Source organism: Solwaraspora sp. WMMA2059 (genome assembly GCF_027497315.1).
GTDB lineage: Bacteria > Actinomycetota > Actinomycetes > Mycobacteriales > Micromonosporaceae > Micromonospora_E.
The window spans coordinates 17088-35365 of record NZ_CP114908.1; the positions used below are offsets into that span (position 1 = coordinate 17088).

At 70.2% G+C, this 18278-nt stretch carries 14 protein-coding genes; 10 read left to right on the forward strand and 4 right to left on the reverse strand.

What is annotated here, in order from left to right:
* The first annotated feature begins 67 nt into the window (after positions 1–67).
* The 3 genes from O7553_RS00055 to O7553_RS00065 all read left to right on the forward strand — a co-directional run bounded on the left by O7553_RS00055 (position 68) and on the right by O7553_RS00065 (position 1836).
* On the forward strand, positions 68–1012 hold the full coding sequence (locus tag O7553_RS00055; protein ID WP_281552874.1) for an acyltransferase domain-containing protein: 945 nt from the start codon (positions 68–70) through the stop codon (positions 1010–1012).
* 138 nt (positions 1013–1150) lie between these two features.
* Positions 1151–1429 carry a type II toxin-antitoxin system prevent-host-death family antitoxin gene (locus tag O7553_RS00060; RefSeq protein WP_281552875.1) on the forward strand — a complete coding sequence of 93 codons (279 nt, stop codon included), beginning with the start codon at positions 1151–1153 and terminating at the stop codon, positions 1427–1429.
* Positions 1426–1836, forward strand: a complete 411-nt coding sequence (locus O7553_RS00065) for a type II toxin-antitoxin system VapC family toxin (RefSeq protein ID WP_281552877.1) — start codon at positions 1426–1428, stop codon at positions 1834–1836. The genes O7553_RS00060 and O7553_RS00065 overlap by 4 nt, the downstream gene beginning before the upstream one ends.
* A gap of 140 nt (positions 1837–1976) precedes the next feature.
* Here the strand turns inward: O7553_RS00065 and O7553_RS00070 are convergent, their stop codons facing one another.
* Positions 1977–3200, reverse strand: a complete 1224-nt coding sequence (locus O7553_RS00070) for a retropepsin-like aspartic protease (protein ID WP_281552878.1) — start codon at positions 3198–3200, stop codon at positions 1977–1979.
* On the reverse strand, positions 3197–3775 hold the full coding sequence (locus tag O7553_RS00075) for a helix-turn-helix domain-containing protein (protein WP_281552879.1): 579 nt from the start codon (positions 3773–3775) through the stop codon (positions 3197–3199). The genes O7553_RS00070 and O7553_RS00075 overlap by 4 nt, the downstream gene beginning before the upstream one ends.
* Positions 3776–3896: 121 nt before the next feature.
* Between O7553_RS00075 and O7553_RS00080 the strand changes: the two genes are divergently transcribed.
* The gene (locus tag O7553_RS00080; protein ID WP_281552880.1) at positions 3897–4442 is read left to right on the forward strand and encodes a sigma-70 family RNA polymerase sigma factor; all 546 of its coding nucleotides are present in this window, start codon (positions 3897–3899) and stop codon (positions 4440–4442) included.
* A complete protein-coding gene (locus O7553_RS00085) occupies positions 4439–5164 on the forward strand; it encodes a hypothetical protein (protein ID WP_281552881.1) in 726 nt (241 codons plus the stop codon). The genes O7553_RS00080 and O7553_RS00085 overlap by 4 nt, the downstream gene beginning before the upstream one ends.
* A gap of 104 nt (positions 5165–5268) precedes the next feature.
* Here the strand turns inward: O7553_RS00085 and O7553_RS00090 are convergent, their stop codons facing one another.
* Positions 5269–5484 (reverse strand): hypothetical protein, encoded by a 216-nt coding sequence (locus tag O7553_RS00090; protein WP_281552882.1) that lies wholly within the window; start codon positions 5482–5484, stop codon positions 5269–5271.
* Positions 5485–5863: 379 nt separating this feature from the next.
* On the opposite strand from O7553_RS00090, the gene O7553_RS00095 reads away from it, so the two are divergent.
* Both O7553_RS00095 and O7553_RS00100 read left to right on the forward strand, forming a co-directional pair.
* Positions 5864–8335, forward strand: coding sequence for a hypothetical protein (locus tag O7553_RS00095; RefSeq protein ID WP_281552883.1), 2472 nt, complete (start codon positions 5864–5866; stop codon positions 8333–8335).
* A complete protein-coding gene (locus O7553_RS00100) occupies positions 8332–10461 on the forward strand; it encodes an MBL fold metallo-hydrolase (protein WP_281552884.1) in 2130 nt (709 codons plus the stop codon). The genes O7553_RS00095 and O7553_RS00100 overlap by 4 nt, the downstream gene beginning before the upstream one ends.
* A 283-nt stretch (positions 10462–10744) precedes the next feature.
* Here the strand turns inward: O7553_RS00100 and O7553_RS00105 are convergent, their stop codons facing one another.
* Entirely contained in the window at positions 10745–11821 is a 1077-nt protein-coding gene (locus tag O7553_RS00105; protein ID WP_281552885.1) for a DUF6183 family protein, read from the reverse strand.
* Between the two features lie 80 nt (positions 11822–11901).
* Between O7553_RS00105 and pglW the strand changes: the two genes are divergently transcribed.
* The 3 genes from pglW to O7553_RS00120 are packed head-to-tail and all read left to right on the forward strand — an operon-like array spanning position 11902 to position 18269.
* Positions 11902–16134, forward strand: coding sequence for a BREX system serine/threonine kinase PglW (gene pglW, locus O7553_RS00110; RefSeq protein WP_281552886.1), 4233 nt, complete (start codon positions 11902–11904; stop codon positions 16132–16134).
* Positions 16088–17419: an AAA family ATPase gene (locus O7553_RS00115; RefSeq protein ID WP_281552887.1), complete on the forward strand. Its 1332-nt coding sequence runs from the start codon at positions 16088–16090 to the stop codon at positions 17417–17419. Before pglW ends, O7553_RS00115 begins: the two co-directional genes overlap by 47 nt.
* Complete coding sequence (locus O7553_RS00120; protein WP_281552888.1) at positions 17409–18269, forward strand: hypothetical protein; 861 nt, start codon at positions 17409–17411, stop codon at positions 18267–18269. Before O7553_RS00115 ends, O7553_RS00120 begins: the two co-directional genes overlap by 11 nt.
* Positions 18270–18278 lie beyond the last annotated feature (9 nt).

Below are 18278 nucleotides of genomic sequence, written 5' to 3' on the forward strand. Positions count from 1 at the left end.
GCAGTTGCCGGAGGCGAGTCGCCCGCAGCACGCCGGTAACTGCGGCCTGGGCGGTAGCGTCGTCCGGGTGAACCTGGACGAGACCGCCGCCCGGCTCGGGGTGCCCGTCGCCGACGTCGAGCGGGTGCACCGGCTCGCCGGTGACCGGCCGTCGGCTCCGCTGCCGGCCAGGGCCGACGCGCCCGCGATCCTGGACCGGCTCGCGGTGCGGCCGGACGACGCCGCCGAAATCATGGCCGGCTGGCCGGATCCCGACTCGCCGCTGTGGACTCCGGAGCTGCGCTGGCTGCTCGACCGGACGATCGCCCTGGTCCGGGCCGACCTCGGCGGCTACGGCTGGCTGGCACCCGGCCCGGAGCTGCCCCGCGACCGGGGACCCGCCTGGCGGCACCTCTACGTGTACGCGTACCTGGCCCTGGTCGACGTCGTCCGGGCGTACCACCGCGCCCACGGCATCGCCGACGCCGTGTCCTGGGCGACCCTCGCGGACCTGGGCCGCAACCTCGCCATCGACCGGCGGATGCGTGGCGAGGGCTGGCCGGTGATGCAGGCCTGGCTGACCCTGCACGTGCGCGGCGGCCTCTACGAGCTGGGCCGGCTGCAGCACCACCGCAGCGACACCGCCATCGAACTGCACATCCCCGACGCGGGGCCGCTGACCCCGGAGGCGGTCAGCGCGTCACTCGACGCGGCCCGCGCGTTCTTCCCCCGGCACTTCCCCGACGGGCGGTACGCGGCGTTCGCCTGCGGGTCGTGGCTGCTCGACCCGCAACTGCGGGAGTACCTGCCGGCGGACTCGAACATCGTCCGGTTCCAGCGCCGGTTCGAGCTGGAGCCGTACCAGGAGCAGGACGGGCCGGACGCCGACGTCGAGGTGCTGCGGTTCGTGTTCCGCACCCTGAGCACGCCGCTCGACGCGCTACCACGCCGTACCGTTCTGCAACGCGCCGTCGTCGACCACCTGTCCGCCGGCCGCCACTGGCAGTGGCGCCGCGGTCGCTTCCCGAGCTGACCACGCCTGCTCTGCACCCGGCTCGGTAACCGCGACGGCCGAGGCGGAAACGAGGCGGGTGACGGCCGACCGGCTGTCTGCTGTCGCCGGATCACCAGGAGCTGGAAACGTAGAACATCTAGTTCTACACTCGTGTCCATGGAGCGTATCGGTGTCCGAGAGCTGAATCAGAACACGAGTCAGGTGTTGGCTCGGGTGAGTGGTGGCGAGACTGTCGAGATCACCGACCGCGGACACCCGATTGCCCGACTTGTTCCGGTAGGCGACGACCGGTCGGTGTTGGCGAAGCTGGTAGCGGCGGGGCGAGCCGTCGCCCCCACCGGCGGCGGCTCTGTGCCGCTTCCCCCGAAGCTCGGTGACGAGGATGTGGACGTGGCCGCCTCGCTTGTCGCGATGCGTGACGAGGAGCGCTGGTGATCTATCTCGATTCAGCTGCCGTCGTCAAGCTGGTTCGGCAGGAGGTGTGCAGCGCCGACCTTGTCTCCTGGCTCAACAAGCACGACGATGTGCCGCTGGTCTCCTCCGCTCTCGTCGAGGTGGAAGTGCCCAGAGCGCTGCGCCGAGCAGCTCCGCAAGCGTTGATCGGCGTGCCGGCTGCCGTCGGACGGCTGTTCCGACTCGAGATCGACAGCACGATTCGGGCGACCGCAGCCGCGTTCGCCGAGCCGACGCTCCGCAGCCTCGACGCCATCCACCTGGCCACCGCCCAGGTGCTGACCAACGAGTCCGGCACGGCACTCACTGCCTTCGTAACCTACGACCGGCGGCTGCTCGACCATGCCAAGGAAGCAGGACTACCCGTAGCAAGCCCCGGCCAGAACTGACCCACAAAGACGAGGTACCGCCACCACCGTTACCCAGGGTGTGCCGACTTTGCCTGGCCCGCTTTCGCCGCCGCATGGTGGCGTTGCCAGACGCAGGCGATTCAGCCGAGATCTAGCCGGGCTTGCTTTGCCGCCCTGCCTCACGAGAGCTGGGCCGGCTGGCGGAAGGCGTACTCGTGCCGGTCGAAGTCGATGGTCCAGGCGTACCTGCTCAGGAAGGCGTGCGACAGCAGACCGTCGATCCGTACGCCGCCGAACGACGCCCACGGTGCACGTCTACCCGGTGCGGTGGCTACGAACTGCCGCTGCTGCCGCAGCGGGCCGAGTGAGATAGGTGCGTCGGTGTCGAAGTGCGGGCCGGCGGCGCGGGCACGGGGGACTCCCCAGGAGCGGTACCGCCGGGCTGTCGCGTACAGGCAGGCCTGCCGGGGCGGCGATCCGTCGTCGCCCCGGACGACGTACGCGAGCCCGGAGTCGATGAAGTAGTTGAGATCCTGGCGGTCGCCGAAACCGCCACGGGCGAACATGTAATGGTCGCTCCACAGGTGGAACGGAATGCGTGCGGCCTCGGGCCAACTGCCGAGCAACGCCTGATGCGTGGCTGACCCGTCGGGGTCGCGACGGGGCGACAGGAGCAGCCGTTCGCCGGGGTAGTCGACGGTGGTGAGGAACCGTTGCAGGACGTTGGTGCCGATGACCACTACATCCTGGCCGCCTTTCAACGTGGGCATCGCCTCGACGGGCACGTTGGTCAGCGTGGCGTCGCCGAGGGTCAGCTCGTGGGCGAGGCCGGTGTAGCTGTCGGTGCGGGTGGTGCCGTGGTGCTGCCGGCCGGTGGCGACGAGCCGGATGCCGAGCGCGTCGGCGCGCGGGGTGCCCATGACGATGAAAGGCCCGCCGGTGTCGATGACGGCGTTCACCTGGTGGCCGTCGATGGTCGCGGCCACCGCCGGCAGGTACGGCGCCAACGCGTGGTCGGCGAACGGCAGCGTCGTGGTGCGGCCGAGGCTGCTTGTCAGCGGGTGGTCCACTCGCAGCTGAAGGTCCGGCGGTGTCGGTCGTCGCGGCCGTCGCCGGCGCAGGTACGCCGCCGCTTCGGCTGGTCTGTCCAGATGCAGCAGTGCCTGCGCGACGAGCCCGTCCAACCGCCTGAAGCCCAGCGGCCCTGGTCGCAGCGTCGCGTGGTGTGCCAGCGCCTGTTCGTAGCGTCCGCACACGTAGTCGGTGAGGAACAGCAGGTGCGCGCGTTGCCGAGGGCTCACCTGCGCCGCCAGCCGTTCGACCTCGCTGACGTCTCCCCGGGTCCACGCCCGCCACGCGGCGCGGGCGGACCCACTCGGCAGCAGCCCCTGGTGCCGGCTCACCGCTCCTCCTGCGCTGGCGGCGGTTGGCCGCCGGTGTCGAGGTCGGAAGTTGCGGCGATGATGGTCAGCAGAGGGATGACTGCTCGCGGGGTCAGCTCGTACTCGCCACGGCGGGGCTGGGCGAGCAGGCCGGCCGTCTGTAGGACGCGCAGATGGTGGTAGAGATGTCCGGTCGAACTTTCGCCGAGCACCTCCTGCAGCTGCGTACGGGTGCGTGGCGCGCCGAGCAGTGCGGCGAGCAGGGCCAGGCGTGCCGGGCTGCCGAGGGATTCGAGCGTGCCGGCGGCGGCTGCCCAGTCGGCGGCGGCGAGATCCTGGACGCGATGCTCCATGACCCACTGGTATTCGCGGCGGCCGAACCCGGCTGCCCCCGCATAGGTGATCGAGCCGGTCTCCGTCGGCTCTCCGGAGGCCTCGGCACGCTGCTCACGTAGCCGGTCGAGCAGCCCCAACGCTTCGCTTCCGGCTGCTCGACCGGTGCCTGACCCACCGCTGCCCCGGCCTGCCGCCGTTTCCAACTGCTCGACGCGCCGCTCCAGCGCGGCGATCCGCAGCTCCGTTGAATCCGATGCCACCCGGTCACCCCTGATCGTTGTTCCGGAATTTCGTACTAGCGTACAAAGTTGGCTGCAACGCTGTCAACGACGCCCCCGCGCGGGCGGTAACCCCGACGGCGGAGGCGGAAACAGACCAGGCATGGACGACGATCGGAGACGATTCGCGGAGCTGTTCCGGCGGCACTACGGCGCGGTGATGCGGTACGCGGCCCGCCGGGTCGGCCGGGAACGCGCGCCGGACCTCGTCAGCGAGGCGTTCCTCGTCGCCTGGCGACGCCTGCCGGACGTGCCGGACACCGACCCCCTGCCCTGGCTGTACGCCACCACCCGGCACCTGATCGGCAACGAGATCCGGGGCCGGGACCGGCAGGCGAGGCTGACGACCCGGCTGGGCGCGGTCGTCGAGACGGTCACGGCCGACCACGCCGATGCCGTGATCGACCAGGTACGGGTACACCGAGCGTTGGCGCAACTGTCCGAAGCAGACCAGGAGGCGCTGCGGTTGGCCGCCTGGGAAGGACTCGACGCCACCGCCGCCGCCACCGCCATGGGGTGCAGTCGTACCGCGTACAAGGTGCGGTTGTTCCGGGCCCGGCGGCGGCTGGCGGCCGCGTTGGAACCGGCCCCGACCAGGAGGCCGGCGGACGCCGAGCTCTCCCCGCTGACTCACGAAGGAGGATCATGATGGAAACCGATCGACTGATGCGCGACGCGGATCCGGTGGCCGACTGGCGGGTGGACGCCGAATCGTCCCGGGCCACGGCGATGCTGGCCGGAATCCTCGCGCAGCCCCGGTCCGACGCCGCGCAACCTTCCGGCTTGGCGGCGGTACGCCGTCCGCGTGCCGCTGTTCGTCGGGTGCGGCACCGGCGGCTCGCGTTCGGCGGGGTCGCCGCCGCCGCGGTGGCGGTGGCCCTCGCGGCGTCGACGATCTGGCTCGACGGCCCCGGCGGCGCCACCCCCGCATACGCGGTGACCGCCAACCCGGACGGCTCGGTGGAGCTGATCGTGGAGTGGGACCGGCTCGACGATCCAGCTGGTCTCGCCGCCGAACTGCGCCAGGCCGGCGTACCGACGGAGGTGCACTACGACGTGCCAGCTCGGCCCGTACCGTTCTGCGATCCATCGGAGACGGACAAGACAGGCGAAGGCTTGAACAACATGAGCCCCAGCGGGGAGCCGATCTCCACTGACGGATACGTCATGCGGCCGGCGTTGTTCCCTGAGAACAGCGTTCTGACCATCTCGCACTACTCCGACCCGGCGACTCAGATGACGTACACGATGCTCTATCTCGCGCCGACCGACGGCACATACTGTGCCCTGTCAGGCGTGCTTGGCTCAGCCCGCTACACGGGGCCCGGCCCGCACCCGACGAGGATCGTGTGGCCGCAGCCGGCCGAGTGACCGTGCGGCTGTGTGTCGAGGTGACGCTGACGCACCTCAAAATCGCGTTTGAGGTGCGTCAGCCTCACCTCGATGGCTAGTCTCGGGCGTGCGGGCAACGCCCGTCACGGGCCGAGGAAAGCCAGCGCTACGACCGCGATGTCGTCGCGGCAGCGGAAGGCGCGTTCGCCCGCATACACGACAACTCCATCGATCAGTTCCTTGCCGATGCGGTCACGGAGCCAGTGCAGATGCTTGGTGTCGGTGTCCTCGACGCGATAGGCCAGCTTGCCTTCGACACCCAGCACCCGGCCGTCCGCGTGTCGAGCGTGCAGGTCCACCTCTGCTCTACCAACGCAGGTCGCTTACTCTGCCGAACGCAGGCTCCGCTACCTTCGAGGAGCACGGGAGCTGACAGCGTCGGGTCCGCCGTCAGCGCAATCGTTGCCGGCGGCCGTCGAGCTGGGGAAGAGCGGGAGCTGTCGCCGCTGACAGGCGGTGTCCCGGCCGATCACCAACTCGGCAGTACGGCGGCAACGAGCGATCTGTGTCTGCCCATGAGGTCTCCCCATCGCTCCATCAGCGTCGCTGGACGGCGGTACGGTGACCTCATGCGGGCTGTCCGGATTGGGCTACCCATCGCCGTGCTGTTCGTGGTCGCCAGCGCGGCTGCGGTCGCCGTACCGCTGGTGCGGGCCAGCATGTCGGCAAGCGAGCCGGATGAGCGGCCTGCTGCGGCTGTCGAGCAGTTCGTGTGTGCCCAGGTTGCGGGTGCTCGTGGTCCGCCGGTCGCCGACCCCGCAGGAACTGGTGGAGCTGCTGCGCAACGAACCGCCGGACCACGCGGTCGTCGTGCTGTATCTCGGCATCCTCGATGTCACGGCGAGACGGGATCTGGCGACAGCATTCCGCAGCGGCCGGAAGCTACCGGCCGTCGCGGTGGTCGACGAGGTGGCCTTCGCATACCTGGTGGCCCAGCCGGAGCCGGGCCGGCACATCACGATGGCGATCACCCTCCCGTTCACCTGGGCCACCCCGTTCACGCCGGACGTCGCCGGGCTGGTTCCACAGGAGATGTTTCACGGGCGTACCGAGGAACGGGACCGGGTCGTCGACATGATGGGCCCGTGCATCGTGTACGGCGGCCGGCAGTTGGGCAAGTCGGCGCTGCTGAGGGCCGCCGCGCGCGATTTCGAGGACGGTGGAGCGCGGTACGCGATCTACCAGTCGATCTACAAGGTCGGTCAGGCGACCCCGGTCGACGCGGTCTGGACGACGCTGTGGCCACAACTGGCGGACAAGGGGATAGTGCCCCGCGACCTGCCATCCGGTGACATCGCCGAGGAGCTCACCAACCGTGTCTCGGCGTGGATCGGTGGACGGTCGGGTCGACAGCTGCTGCTTCTGCTCGACGAATCGGATTCGTTTCTGGACGCGGACGCCACCGACGGCAAGTTCGCTCACGTCACCCGGTTCAAGGATCTGATGGAGAGCACCGGCCGGGCGGTGAAGGTCGTCTTCGCCGGCCTGCATCAGACGGCCAGGTTCGAGCGGCTGGCGAATCACCCGCTCGCGCACTTCGGGGACCCGGTCTGCGTCGGCCCGCTGGCACCGCAGCCGGCCTACGACCTGCTGACCCGACCGTTGGAGGCGCTGGGCCTGCGGTTTGAGAACCACGACCACGCCTCCCGGGTACTGGCGTTGGCCAACAACCAGCCGGCGTTGATCCAGCTGTTCGGCGCTCAGCTGCTGCGCAACCTGCAGCGGACCCCGGCGTCGGGTGTGCTGCCGCAGGCGGTGACGCTCGACGACATCGAAGCGGTCTGGGCCGACGCCTCGCTGCGGACATCGTTCCGCAAGCGGTTCGACTGGACCTTGAACCTGGATCCGAGGTACAAGGTGATCGCCTACAGCGTCGCCTACCACACCCATGACAACGGTGTCGGCTCCGCGCTCACAGCGGCGCAGCTGCGAGCCGAGTGCGAACACTGGTGGCTGAAGGGCTTCGCGGCGCAGGACATGCGGGCTGGCGAGTTCCGTGCTCTGCTCGACGAGTGCGTCGACCTCGGGGTGCTGTCCTACATCAAGGGCAGGTACCGGCTGCGTACCCCGAATCTGCACGACCTGCTGGGCACTCAGGAGGAGGTGGACGAGTTCCTCGCCCAGGCCGACTCGATGCCGCTTCCGGAGAGTTTCGACGCGAGCATGATGCGCCCGCAGTTCGGCAGCGGTGTCACCCGGGGCCCGCTCACCTCCTCGCAGATCGCCGACCTGTTGGCGCCGCGTCGCCAGGTCCGTCTGATCGTCGGTTCCGCGGCGCTGACCGTCGAGCGGTGCGCAAAGGTGCTACAGGAGGAGAAGGAAAAGGCGTACCACTCCGGAAGGCTCGGTACCCATCTGCGGGACGCCACGCCGATGACGTTGCGTCACGCATGCCAGCAGGCCACGCTGAAGTCGGCGGGTGGGCACGCCGTGGTGTACGTCGATGTGAGCGACGCCACGGTCGACGTCGCGCGGGAGACCTGGCGTACCGCACGCGAAATCATCGCCACGCGGACCGGGGGCACGTTGGGGATCGTCCTGATCTCCGGGGTGGCGCAGGCACCGTTATGGCTGGAGGCGCAGGAGCAGTCCGACATGTCATGCGGGGTCACCGGTCTGCGTCGGTACGGCCGCACCGACCTCCGGTTGTGGCTTACCGACACGACGCTGCCGTTCCAGGACGACGCTACCCGCAACGAACTGTTGGCGGTCACCGGCGGCTGGCCGGTGCGGATCAACAAGGTCGCCGAGGCGTTGACTGAAGACCATGAGCTGCACACCCGGACGGATCCACTCGACCGGGTACGGGCAGAGTTCTCGTCGATCGAGCATGCCGAGGCGTTGGTCGCGGCCAGCGGGATACGCAGCGACGAGGTGCTGCGACAGGCATGGGAGACGCTGGTCGCGGAGCACTACGACGATCGGATCGACCCGGAGACGATCGCGTGGGCGCTGACCGAGCACGCGGTGAACAGTGAGGTGGACCGGGGCTGCCTCACCGAAGAGTATCTGGCGCAGACCCCGTACAAGGACGCGGCCGGGGTGGTCGAGGTGCTGCGGATTCTCGGCCTGCTCATTCTGGATCCGGCGGACGGTCTGCTGCACCTGGAACCGGTGATGGCCGCAGCGACCCGGGCTGTCGGCGGATGAGCCGTACGTCGCAGCAGCTGCTCGACGAACTGATCGGTGAAGCTGCCCGGGTAGCGGTGACCAGTTCCCGCTTCGCGGACCATCAGGCTGACCCGGCGGCCTTCGCGGAGGCAAACCGGGGTCAGCTGCTGCTGCTCATCGTCCGGTACCCGAAGCTGCGAACCGCCCTCGCCGACCAGTACGCGGACCGTCTCGCCGGGGCCGATCCGCTGCTGCGGCAGCTGACCGGGGCTGATCCGGTCGTCGCCAGTGCGGCGGCCGCTGCGTTGGCCGACCGCAAGGTCCTGCTCCCGCAGCCACGGTCGAAGAAGTCGGAGAAGCCGTCATCGACCGCTGACGAACGGCGGATCGCCAGGCTGCGACGCGACATCGAGGAGTCACGTGGGGCCCGTGACCGGGCACGTGGTCAGCGTGACTGGGCGACCCGGGAACGTGACGAGGCCAGGCGACAGCTCGACGCCGCGTTGACCGACCGGGACGACGCCCTTACGGTCGTCGAGTCGCTACGGGCGCAGCTGTCGATGGCACGCCGGGAGGTAGCGGCGCTGACCGCTGACGTCGCGCATGCCGCCGGTGTCCTGGTAGAGGTGGCCGCGCCGGTCGATGCGACGCCCGCGATCGACGTCGACCCGCGCGAGACGACGCAAGCCAGGGTGCCGGTTCACCCGCAGGACGCCCGCCTGGTCGCGGCACTTGACGCCGGCAAGGTCGATCGCGAGTCGTTTCTCCAGGTGATGAGGGCGCTGCAAATGCCCTGGCCGCCGCCGTCGCCGCAGTTCAGCGCTGCTACCAGAGACCGCGAACTGACGGTGAAGCCGCTCGGCGGCGGCACCGAGATCGGCGGCTCCTGCCTGCTGGTGGAGGTCGGCGACGTACGTCTGTTGGTCGATGCCGGGATGCGGCCCCGCCAGCCGCTCGACCGGTCGGGTCCGCCGCTCATCGGCGAGGTGCGCGGTGGCCGGCTCGACGCCGTCGTGGTCACGCACGCCCATCATGACCACGCGGGCTACGTGCCGGCTCTCGTCGCCGACCATCCTGGCCTGGCTGTCTACTGCACCGCGGACACGGCGGCGTTGCTGCCGACGATGTGGGCGGACTCGGTCCGGGTGTTCGACCGCCGGGTGGCGCGGACGCCACCCGGCGGGCCGGAACTCCCGCTGGCTCCGTACAGCCAGGCGGAGGTCGATCAGGCTCAACGGCGTCTCCGTCCGTTGGGCTTCGGCGCGTCGGCCGAGATCGCCGCCGGGATCACGATCGAACTGTTTCCCGCCGGGCACATCCTCGGCGCCGCCGGGGTGGTGGTCACCGCTGGCGAGAGCAGGCTGACCGTCACCGGTGACGTGTCGAACCAGGCCCAGACCACCGTGCCCGGCCTGATCGTCCCGCAGTCGGCGCAGGGGTGCGGACTTCTGGTCATCGAGTCGACCCACTGCCAGCGCAACACCAACCGGGAAGCGGAGGTGGAGCAGTTCCTGGCGACGGTGCAGGAGACGGTGGCTTCCGGCGGACGGGTGCTGGTGCCGGCGTTCGCGTTGGGCCGGGCACAGGAGGTGGCGTTGACGTTGCGCCGGCGCCTGCCGGACGTACCGGTGCTGCTCGACGGGCTGGCCAAGGAGGTCGCCCGGATCTACGAACAGCAGACCGAGATGCGTCCGGACCCGCTGTACATCTACGGCGACCAGGTGCGGGAGGTACCGGCGACCCAGCGCGGCGAGCTCATCGCGTCATTCCGGCGCGGCGTCATCATCACGACGTCGGGCATGCTCACCGCCGGGCCGGCGGTGCAGTGGGCACGCGCCGTGCTGCCCGACCCGAACGCAGCCCTGCTGTTGGTCGGCTACCAGGACGAGGAGTCGCCGGGAGCGGCGTTGCTGGCGTTGTCGAAGGACAGCCGGGCCGGTTTCGAACTCAACGGCGCCCGGGTCGAGGTCAACGCGCAGGTGTCGAAGGCCGGTCTGTCGGCGCACGCCGACCGCCGCGGCCTGACGTCGATCGTCCGCACCGTCGGCGCGGAGGATGTGATGCTGGTGCACGGGTTCCCAGCTGCCCAGCGGGAGTTCACGGAGCACCTCACCCGGCTGGGTCACCGGGTGGTGAGGACCGGACGGTGGCAGCAGCGACGCTGAGTCGCTCCCGAAGAGCATCGTCGCACGTGGTCCCATACCTCGGGTAGGCGCTGCCACTCGTCCACCAGGACCGGCCCCGGTAGGCGGGTCAGGATCGACGGGTCGGCCGTGACGATCTCGCGTTGGGCGGTCAGACTGAGATCGATGACCGATGCGGTTCGTTGCATCGCCGTCGAGGAGCACGGGTGGCGATGTGCGAGGGAACCTCCATGGCTGTCTCGGGCCGATTTGACGACAATGACGGTTCCCTCGTCTGCCCACAGGCCAACCTTGTACAGGCTGATCAATCGGTGTCGCTGGCAGCCAGTACCGCCAGCCGCCGCCGGTCCGGTGACACGACTGCCAGACCGATATCCCAGGCGATGCGGTCGAACCACGCGGTGGCACCGGCGAACGAATACCACGAGCAGCGATGCGCCAGCGCTTCGACATCACCGGCCGGTGCGTTGGGCGCAGCGCCGACCAGCGCCGCGACCGACCGCCACGCCAGCAGCCTTCCGTACGCTCCGAACTCGCCACGGTTGTACGCGCCGCCGGTCGACGCCGCTGCGAACAACTGCCGCCACGCCTGCGGCGGCGAGCATGTGCCGAGCCCTGTCGTCAGGCCCAGGGTGCACTCCAGGTCGACGCTCACCAGCGCATCGCCGACGGCGTCCGGCGGGAGGTCGTCGTCGAACGCGAACGTCTGTGCCTCGATACGGCCGTTGGATCCCTCGGCCCAGTTGTCGACCGCCGCGCTGAGCGCCGCAGCCTCGCCAGACGTGGTCGTCTCCTGCCACCGGGGAACAGGACCGTGCCCCTGCGCGAGCTCCGCCGCCATGGCCGGCAGGTCATGGCGGCCCCCGCCGTGGTGGTACCTGGCACGGCTGGGGTGCCCTTCGATCGGCGTCAACGACAACGGCAGCCAGCCGAGCGGATGTTGGCGCCAGTGCGGCGAGACAACCCACCGGTGATGCACCTCGGCACCGCGCAACACCAGCTCCTGCAGCAGACAGGCCCGCAACTCCTCCGACCCGTCCGTGTCGAACACGACGGCCAGGTCTGCGGCGGTATGTGCCGAAGCGAGCAGCGACGCGGCGTACCGGATCTGGCGGCGGTCCTGCACGACGGACATCAACCGGACGGCCTGGTCGATCGCCCCTGGCGTCAGAGTCAGCAGCCGCATGATCCGGTCGAGAACGCTGCTGTACTGCCGCGGTGCTGTCGTATCGTCCCCGCAGCTGCGCCACACCGCGATGCCGAGGTCCGCGACGAAGCTCGCGTCGCCGGCCCGGAGACGCTTCTCGGCGAGCGCCAGGACTGCCGTCACGTCGCCCAACTCGGCGAGGCCGGCCGCGATGCGTTTGAGGTCGTCATCCACGCCGAGCACTCTAGCCAGCGTTCACCCGTTGCACCGGACGGGCGATCGGCGTACGGGCGGCTCGTTGCTACCGTCGGTCGGTGCGCCAGGACTCGCCGAGGTGGGAGCAGATCAACCCCAGTGGGTACGAGTGGGAGCGGGAGGGCTTGCGGGAGCTGGCCTCGTACCTGCCGGATGTCGACCCGTACCACGTCTGGGCCAACATCGAGTTCGTCGCGTCCGACGGCTCGATCAACGAGGTCGACGCGCTGGTGCTCACCCCCAGCGGGCTGTACGTCGTGGAGCTCAAGCACTGGCAGGGTGAGCTGCACGGCGACGGCGGTCAGTGGGTGCACCGGGCGACGAAGACGTCGCGGCTGATCCCGCGGGACAATCCGACGATCCTGGCCAACCGTAAGGCGAAGCGGCTGGCGAGCCTGATCGACCACTACGCCCGCCAGCAGCGCAAACATGCCCGTACGCCGTTCATCGGGGCGGCGGTGTTCCTGCATGCCCGGTCGGTGCGGTCGCAGCTGGATGCGATCGGCCGCCAGCACGTGTACGGCCTGCACGATGCGCCCGAGTCGGGTCTGCCGAGTCTGCGGGAGATGTTGACGGCCCCGCCGCGTAATCCGGCGCATCTGATCGACGAGGTTCGGGGGCAGGAGATCGTGGCCCTGGTCAAGGGGGCGAAGATCCGCCCGTCGGTGGCGGACCGCAAGGTGGGGCAACTGCTGCTGCATCCGCGTCCGTTCGCTGAGGGCGTCGGCTGGCAGGATTTCATCGCCGGGCATGTGATGGACACCGCGCTGCTGCGCCGGGTGCGGTTCTATCTGACCAGCCGGGCTCCGGAGGAGGAGATCCCGGCGATCCGGGCCGCCGCCGAGCGGGAGTTTCGGCTGCTGCAGGGCATCCACCATCCGGGGATCGCCCAGGCGCACGACCTGGTCGATCATCCGCTGGGCCCGGCGCTGATCTTCGACCATCAGCAGCAGTGGGTACGCCTGGACCAGTATCTGGTGGAGCGGGGCGACCGGCTGACGTTGGCGCAGCGGCTGCACCTGTTGGGCGACCTGGCCGAGATCGTCGACTACGCGCATTCGCGCCGGCTGGCGCACCGGGCGCTGCATCCGGGGGCGGTGTACGTCTGCGATCCGGAGTCGTCGCGTCCGCAGCTGGTGGTGACGAACTGGCAGACCGGTGGCCGGCTGGCGGACACCCGGTTGACCCGTACCGGTGGTTCGTCGACGGACCCGGGCAGTCTGACGTTGCTGCACGACGACGAGGTGCGGCGTTACCAGGCGCCGGAGGCGGCGATGCCGGGCCGTCCGCCGGGCCACCAGTTGGACGTTTTCGCACTGGGCGCGGTCGGCTACCGGATTTTCGCCGGTCAGCCGCCGGCGGGCAGCGCCGAGGAGCTGGCGACGGCCGTACGCGACAGCGGGGTGAACCTGGCGGCGGCGGTCGACGGGATGCCGGCGGCGTTGGTTGACGCCGTCTACGACGCGACCCGGGGGGATCCGACGCGCCGGTCGGCGAGTGTCGCCGCGTTCCGGTCCCGCCTGGAGCGGGTGTGGGACGAGCTGACCGCACCGGAGCCGGAGCCGGTGGTCGATCCGCTCGTCGCCCGCAAGGGCGACGTGCTCGACATCGGTTACACCGTGCTGAGCCGCCTGGGTGCCGGTTCGACGGCGCTGGCTCTGCTGGTCAGCGAGCCGGCGGTCGACGGCAAGGACGGCCGGCGGCTGGTGTTGAAGGTGGCCCGCGACGAGCAGCACGCCGCCCGGCTGGCGGTGGAGGCGGAGACGCTGGGCAAGCTGCGGGACCGGCGGGTGGCCGCGCTGGTGCGGGGGCCGATCACGGTCGGTGGCCGGACGGCGCTGCTGATGGAGAGCGCGGGGGAGCGGACCCTCGCCGAGGAGCTGCAGGGCGGCCGACTCACCCTGGACCTGCTGGAGCGGTACGGCCGGGACCTGCTGGAGATCGTCCTATACCTCGACGAGGTGGGGATCTGGCACCGGGATCTGAAGCCGGCGAACCTGGCGGCCCGACCGCTGAATGCCAAGGACCGGCAGCCGCATCTGTGCGTTTTCGACTTTTCGCTCTCCGCGACCCCGACGGACCAGCTGACCGCTGGCACCGCCGGCTATCTGGATCCGTTCCTGGGTCCGCCAAAGCGGCTGCGCTACGACCGGGCGGCGGAGCGGTTCGCCGCCGCGGTGACGTTGTTCGAGATGGCGACGGGGTCGCTGCCGGAGTGGGGTGGGGCCAATCCGGCGGCGGTCAGCGACGAGGTGACGCTGGATCCGGCGGTGTTCGAGCCGGTGGTCGCGGACCGGCTGGTCGACTTCTTCGGCCGGGCGTTGGCCCGGGAGACCGCCGACCGGTTCGACACGGCCGAGGAGATGCTCGACGCCTGGCGGGACATCTTCCGGAAGGTGCCGGCGGCCGGCAAGGGGCTGGCGTCGCCGGCGGCGGTGTCGGTGGCGAGCCTGGACACCGTGTTGGAGCAGTCGCCGCTGACCGAGCGGGCCCGTTCGGCGGTGCGCCGGCTCGGGTTGGTCACCGTGCGGGACCTGCTCCAGGCCAAACCATCCACGTTGGTCACCGCGAAGGGTGTGCCGGACGCGACCCGCAAGGAGATCCTGGCGTACGCCCGGTCGCTGCGCCCGCTGCTGGCGGCCGACCCGGCCGACGGCGTCGGCGATGTCGACGGTGCGGAAAAGGGCGGCGACGGTCGGCCGGCTGCCGGGGCGGCGACGCGCGGCATGGAGACGCTCTGCGCCGCGCTGCTTCCGGCGGAGACGGGCCGCACGAGCAAGCGCCGGACGACGTTGGCGGTGCTGCTGGGCCAGCAGCCGGCACCGGGCGACGACACGTGGTTGCACTGGCCGACGCAGGGTGAGGTGGCGCGCCGGACCGGCCAGACCCAGCCGCAGATTTCGGTGCTGCTGCGTAAGCAGATCGACGCCTGGCGGGCCGACGACGCCGTGTCGGCGGTTCGGGACGAGATCGTCGCCCTGGTGGAGAGCCGGGGGGCGGTGATGTCGGCCGCCGAGCTGGCGGATGCGCTGATCGCCACGCACGGCTCGTTCACGTCGGAGCCGAAACGCACGGCGCAGGCGATCGGCCTGGTCCGGGCGGCGGTGGAGACGGAGTTGTCCACCGGCGGCGACGCCCGGCTGGCGATCCAGCGGTTCCGGGCCTCGTCGACGGTGCTGGTGGGCCGGGAGCCGGTGGATCCGGCGTCGACGACGACGGCAGCCGACCTGTTGTCGTACGTGGTGGCGCTCGGCAGCCGTGCGGCGGAGTTGGTGCAGGCCGATCCGCTGCCGACCCGGCAGCGGGCGGTGGCGGAGCTGGCCGCGGTCACGCCGCCGCCGACGATGCCGGTGGTGCCGGAGCTGCGGCTGCTGCAGTTGGCGGCCGCCGGCAGCAACGGCCGGGCCGACGTCAACGGGCAGGGCCAGCTCTACCCGGTGGACATGCCGGCCGAGCGGGCGTTGCGGTTGGCTGCCGGCAGCATCGCCGGGCAGCGGCTACGCGAGGACGAGATCATCGGACGGGTACGGGCCCGTTTCCCACGCGCGCAGCAGCTGCCGGGCCGGCCGCAGCTCGACACACTGGTCCGCACCGTCGCCGGGCTTGACTGGGATCGCGAGCAGCGGGTGTACGCGCCGCCGGCACTGCCGTCGGTGTTCAGCGGCACCCGGGGTGCCACGGTCACCGGCGGGTACGCCGCGCCGCTGTGGCAGGCCGATGAGGTGGCGGCGAAGCTGGCCGGGGCGATCGACCGGCGGGCGTTCCTGGCGGTGCTGACCCCGTTGCGGGAGCTGGCCGCCGCCCGGCGGGAGCTGCTGGCCCGGCTCGGGCTGACCGAGGTGGACGTGACCGGGATCCTGCTGGACCGGCTGCGGGCGCTCGGCTACCCGTGGCAGGCGCTGGTGGCGGCGGACTCCGGTTCGGCCACTGACGCGAACTTCCGCAGCCTGGTGGATCTGGTCCGGCACGAGGTGGTGCCGGCGATCCGGGCGGCGCTGGCCACGGACGCGCCGGTGCTGTTGACCGAGGCGGCGCCGCTGGCCCGCTACGGCCAGGTGGAGCTGTTGGCGGAGTTGGCGGATCTGACCCGACCCCGGCCGGCGGCGCGGCTGCTGCTGGTGCCGGCCCGCAAACCGGATCCGGCGATGTTGGACGGTTACCAGTTGCCGTTGACGTCACCGGCGAGTCAGTCGCTGTGGATTTCGGGGCAATGGCTGAACGCCAGATCTGGTAGGACTATCCACCATGCCCATTCGACGGCTGCTTCTGGAGAACTACCGAGGGTTCCGTAACCGGCAGGAGATCGAGCTGGCACCGATCACCGTGGTGCTCGGCAAGAACAACTCCGGCAAGAGTGCCCTGACCCGTGCGCCGCTGGTGATCGCCACCGGCTTCGACACCACCTCACCGTCCCCACTGGATTTGGAACGACTGGGCCCGGACGCGGCCGATGACGTGCGCGAGCTCTACTTCGATCAGCTCGATGTGCGGCCGCTGACGTTGGGCGTGACCGTCGACGGTCCGCTGCCGTTCACACTGCGGGTGGATCTGGAGTATTCAGCCAGACTACGGAACGCGGTAGTGGTGGCGCTTCGGGTCGACACAGATGACAGCGCCGACCCGGTCGGCACCGTTGAGTTGGTGTCGAGCCGATTCACCGCCCCGATGCCGGATACCTCGGACATCGACGGCGTCGAGCTGTCGACGCTTCCTGAGCCTTCGGTCGACGGGCTCGACGAGTACGACATCCGCATCAGTGGCGGGCCGACCCGGACGAGGCAGGTGCGTTTCGCGGGCCTGCTGCCTGCCGCCGGGCAACTGCCGGACCTGGACGACCTGTTCCGCCAGGTGCGCCCAGGTCTGATCCGATACCTGGGGCCGTACCGGGAGCGGGTGGCCCGTCAGCATCGGATGCCGATCGGCACGCCTGCCGTGCTCGGCACGAAGGGCGAAGGGCTGGCCGGCCTGCTGGCCGACAGCCAGCGGAAGTCGGACGGACGGCTGCTGGCACAGATCAATGCGCACTTTCGCGAGATCGTGCCGGGGTGGCGGCTGGAGGAGGTCCCTGCCGGCCCGCTCTGGTCGACGGTGCTGGTCAGGGACGGCTCCAGGGCAAGGATCAACCTCGCCGACGCCGGTAGCGGGCTGGCCCAGGTGCTGCCGATCCTGGCGCAGTGTGCGATGGACGAACTGGCGGGGATCACCACAGCGCCGCCGTTGCAGATTATCGAGGAGCCGGAGGCGCACCTGCACCCACGTGTCCACGCTGACCTGGCCGACCTCTACCTGAGGACCGCGCAGCGGACCGGGACCCGGTTTCTGATCGAGACACACAGCGAAACGCTGCTGCTGCGGCTGCGTCGCCGGATCGCCGAGGTCGACAACGACTACGGCCCGGAGACGGTTGCCATCTACGTCGTGGAGCAGCACGACGGCGTCTCGTCGGCACGTCGCATCCCGCTGGACAGTCTCGGCAACCTCGACGACAGCTGGCCGCCGGGCTACTTCTCCCAGGACTACCACGAGGTCCGAGCCCTCGCGGCTGCCCAGTCGGAACGGAACGCCCGTGCTTCTTGATATCGACGAGACGATTCTGGACGGCGCGGACCACCGGCCGGTGATCACGCTGCTCTGCATGGTGGCGGAGAAGCGCCACGACTGGCATCCGACGTTGTCGCAGGCAGCGAGGATGATCGACCTTGTCGAGCGGCTGGCCCGAGCGGGTGTCCGGATGCCGGTGCTCAGCCAGTGGGCAGAGGAGGCGACGGAGGAGGCCGCGTACCCCAGCCCACCGGACGCTCGGCGGACGGTGCGTGTCGGCCTGGCTGACCTGGAGCATCTGGTCGCCGACCTGGACAAGCCGGCGGTGCTGGTGGTGGAGAATCAGCTCGCCGATGGCAGCTTCGTGCAGGACATGGCGGCGGCCCTGGACGACAAGCGGATCGTCGAGGCGCTGCGTCGGATGTGGCTTCGGCTGCACAACGGCGGCGGTAAGGGCCAGATGGCCGAACTCGCCGCCGATGAGGGAAAGAAGTTCGCGATCGTGTCGCCAAGGGTGGCGATCCTGTTCGACGGCGACCGCGACGGCCCTGGCCAGCCGAGCGACAACGAGCCCAGGAAGGCGCAGGCGCACGCGGCCGGCATCCAGAACGTGCACATCCTCGCCTACCGGGCGGCGGAGAACTACGTCCCGCTCGTGGTGTGGGAGTCGCTCTACCCCCGGCATCGGCGCAGGATCAGCCAGCTGCGGGCGATGCCGGCGAATCAGCGTGGCTACCTGAAGAAGGACTCCTACCCCGGTAACGGGCTGCCCAGGCAGCTCACCGTGGCGGGCCGGAAGCTGACCGAGGCGGACTTCGACGAGCTCGGCCCGGACGTCGTCGCCGAACTGCGGCAGATCCTCACGATGATCCACACGATCCTGTAGGACACTAGC

Excerpts from the sequence above, each read along its gene's own strand:
- O7553_RS00095 (WP_281552883.1), top strand. The coding sequence starts at position 5,864 with ATGAGCGGCCTGCTGCGGCTGTCGAGCAGTTCGTGTGTGCCCAGGTTG.
- O7553_RS00060 (WP_281552875.1), top strand. The coding sequence starts at position 1,151 with ATGGAGCGTATCGGTGTCCGAGAGCTGAATCAGAACACGAGTCAGGTG.
- O7553_RS00100 (WP_281552884.1), top strand. The coding sequence starts at position 8,332 with ATGAGCCGTACGTCGCAGCAGCTGCTCGACGAACTGATCGGTGAAGCT.
- O7553_RS00115 (WP_281552887.1), top strand. The coding sequence starts at position 16,088 with ATGCCCATTCGACGGCTGCTTCTGGAGAACTACCGAGGGTTCCGTAAC.
- O7553_RS00080 (WP_281552880.1), top strand. The coding sequence starts at position 3,897 with ATGGACGACGATCGGAGACGATTCGCGGAGCTGTTCCGGCGGCACTAC.
- O7553_RS00085 (WP_281552881.1), top strand. The coding sequence starts at position 4,439 with ATGATGGAAACCGATCGACTGATGCGCGACGCGGATCCGGTGGCCGAC.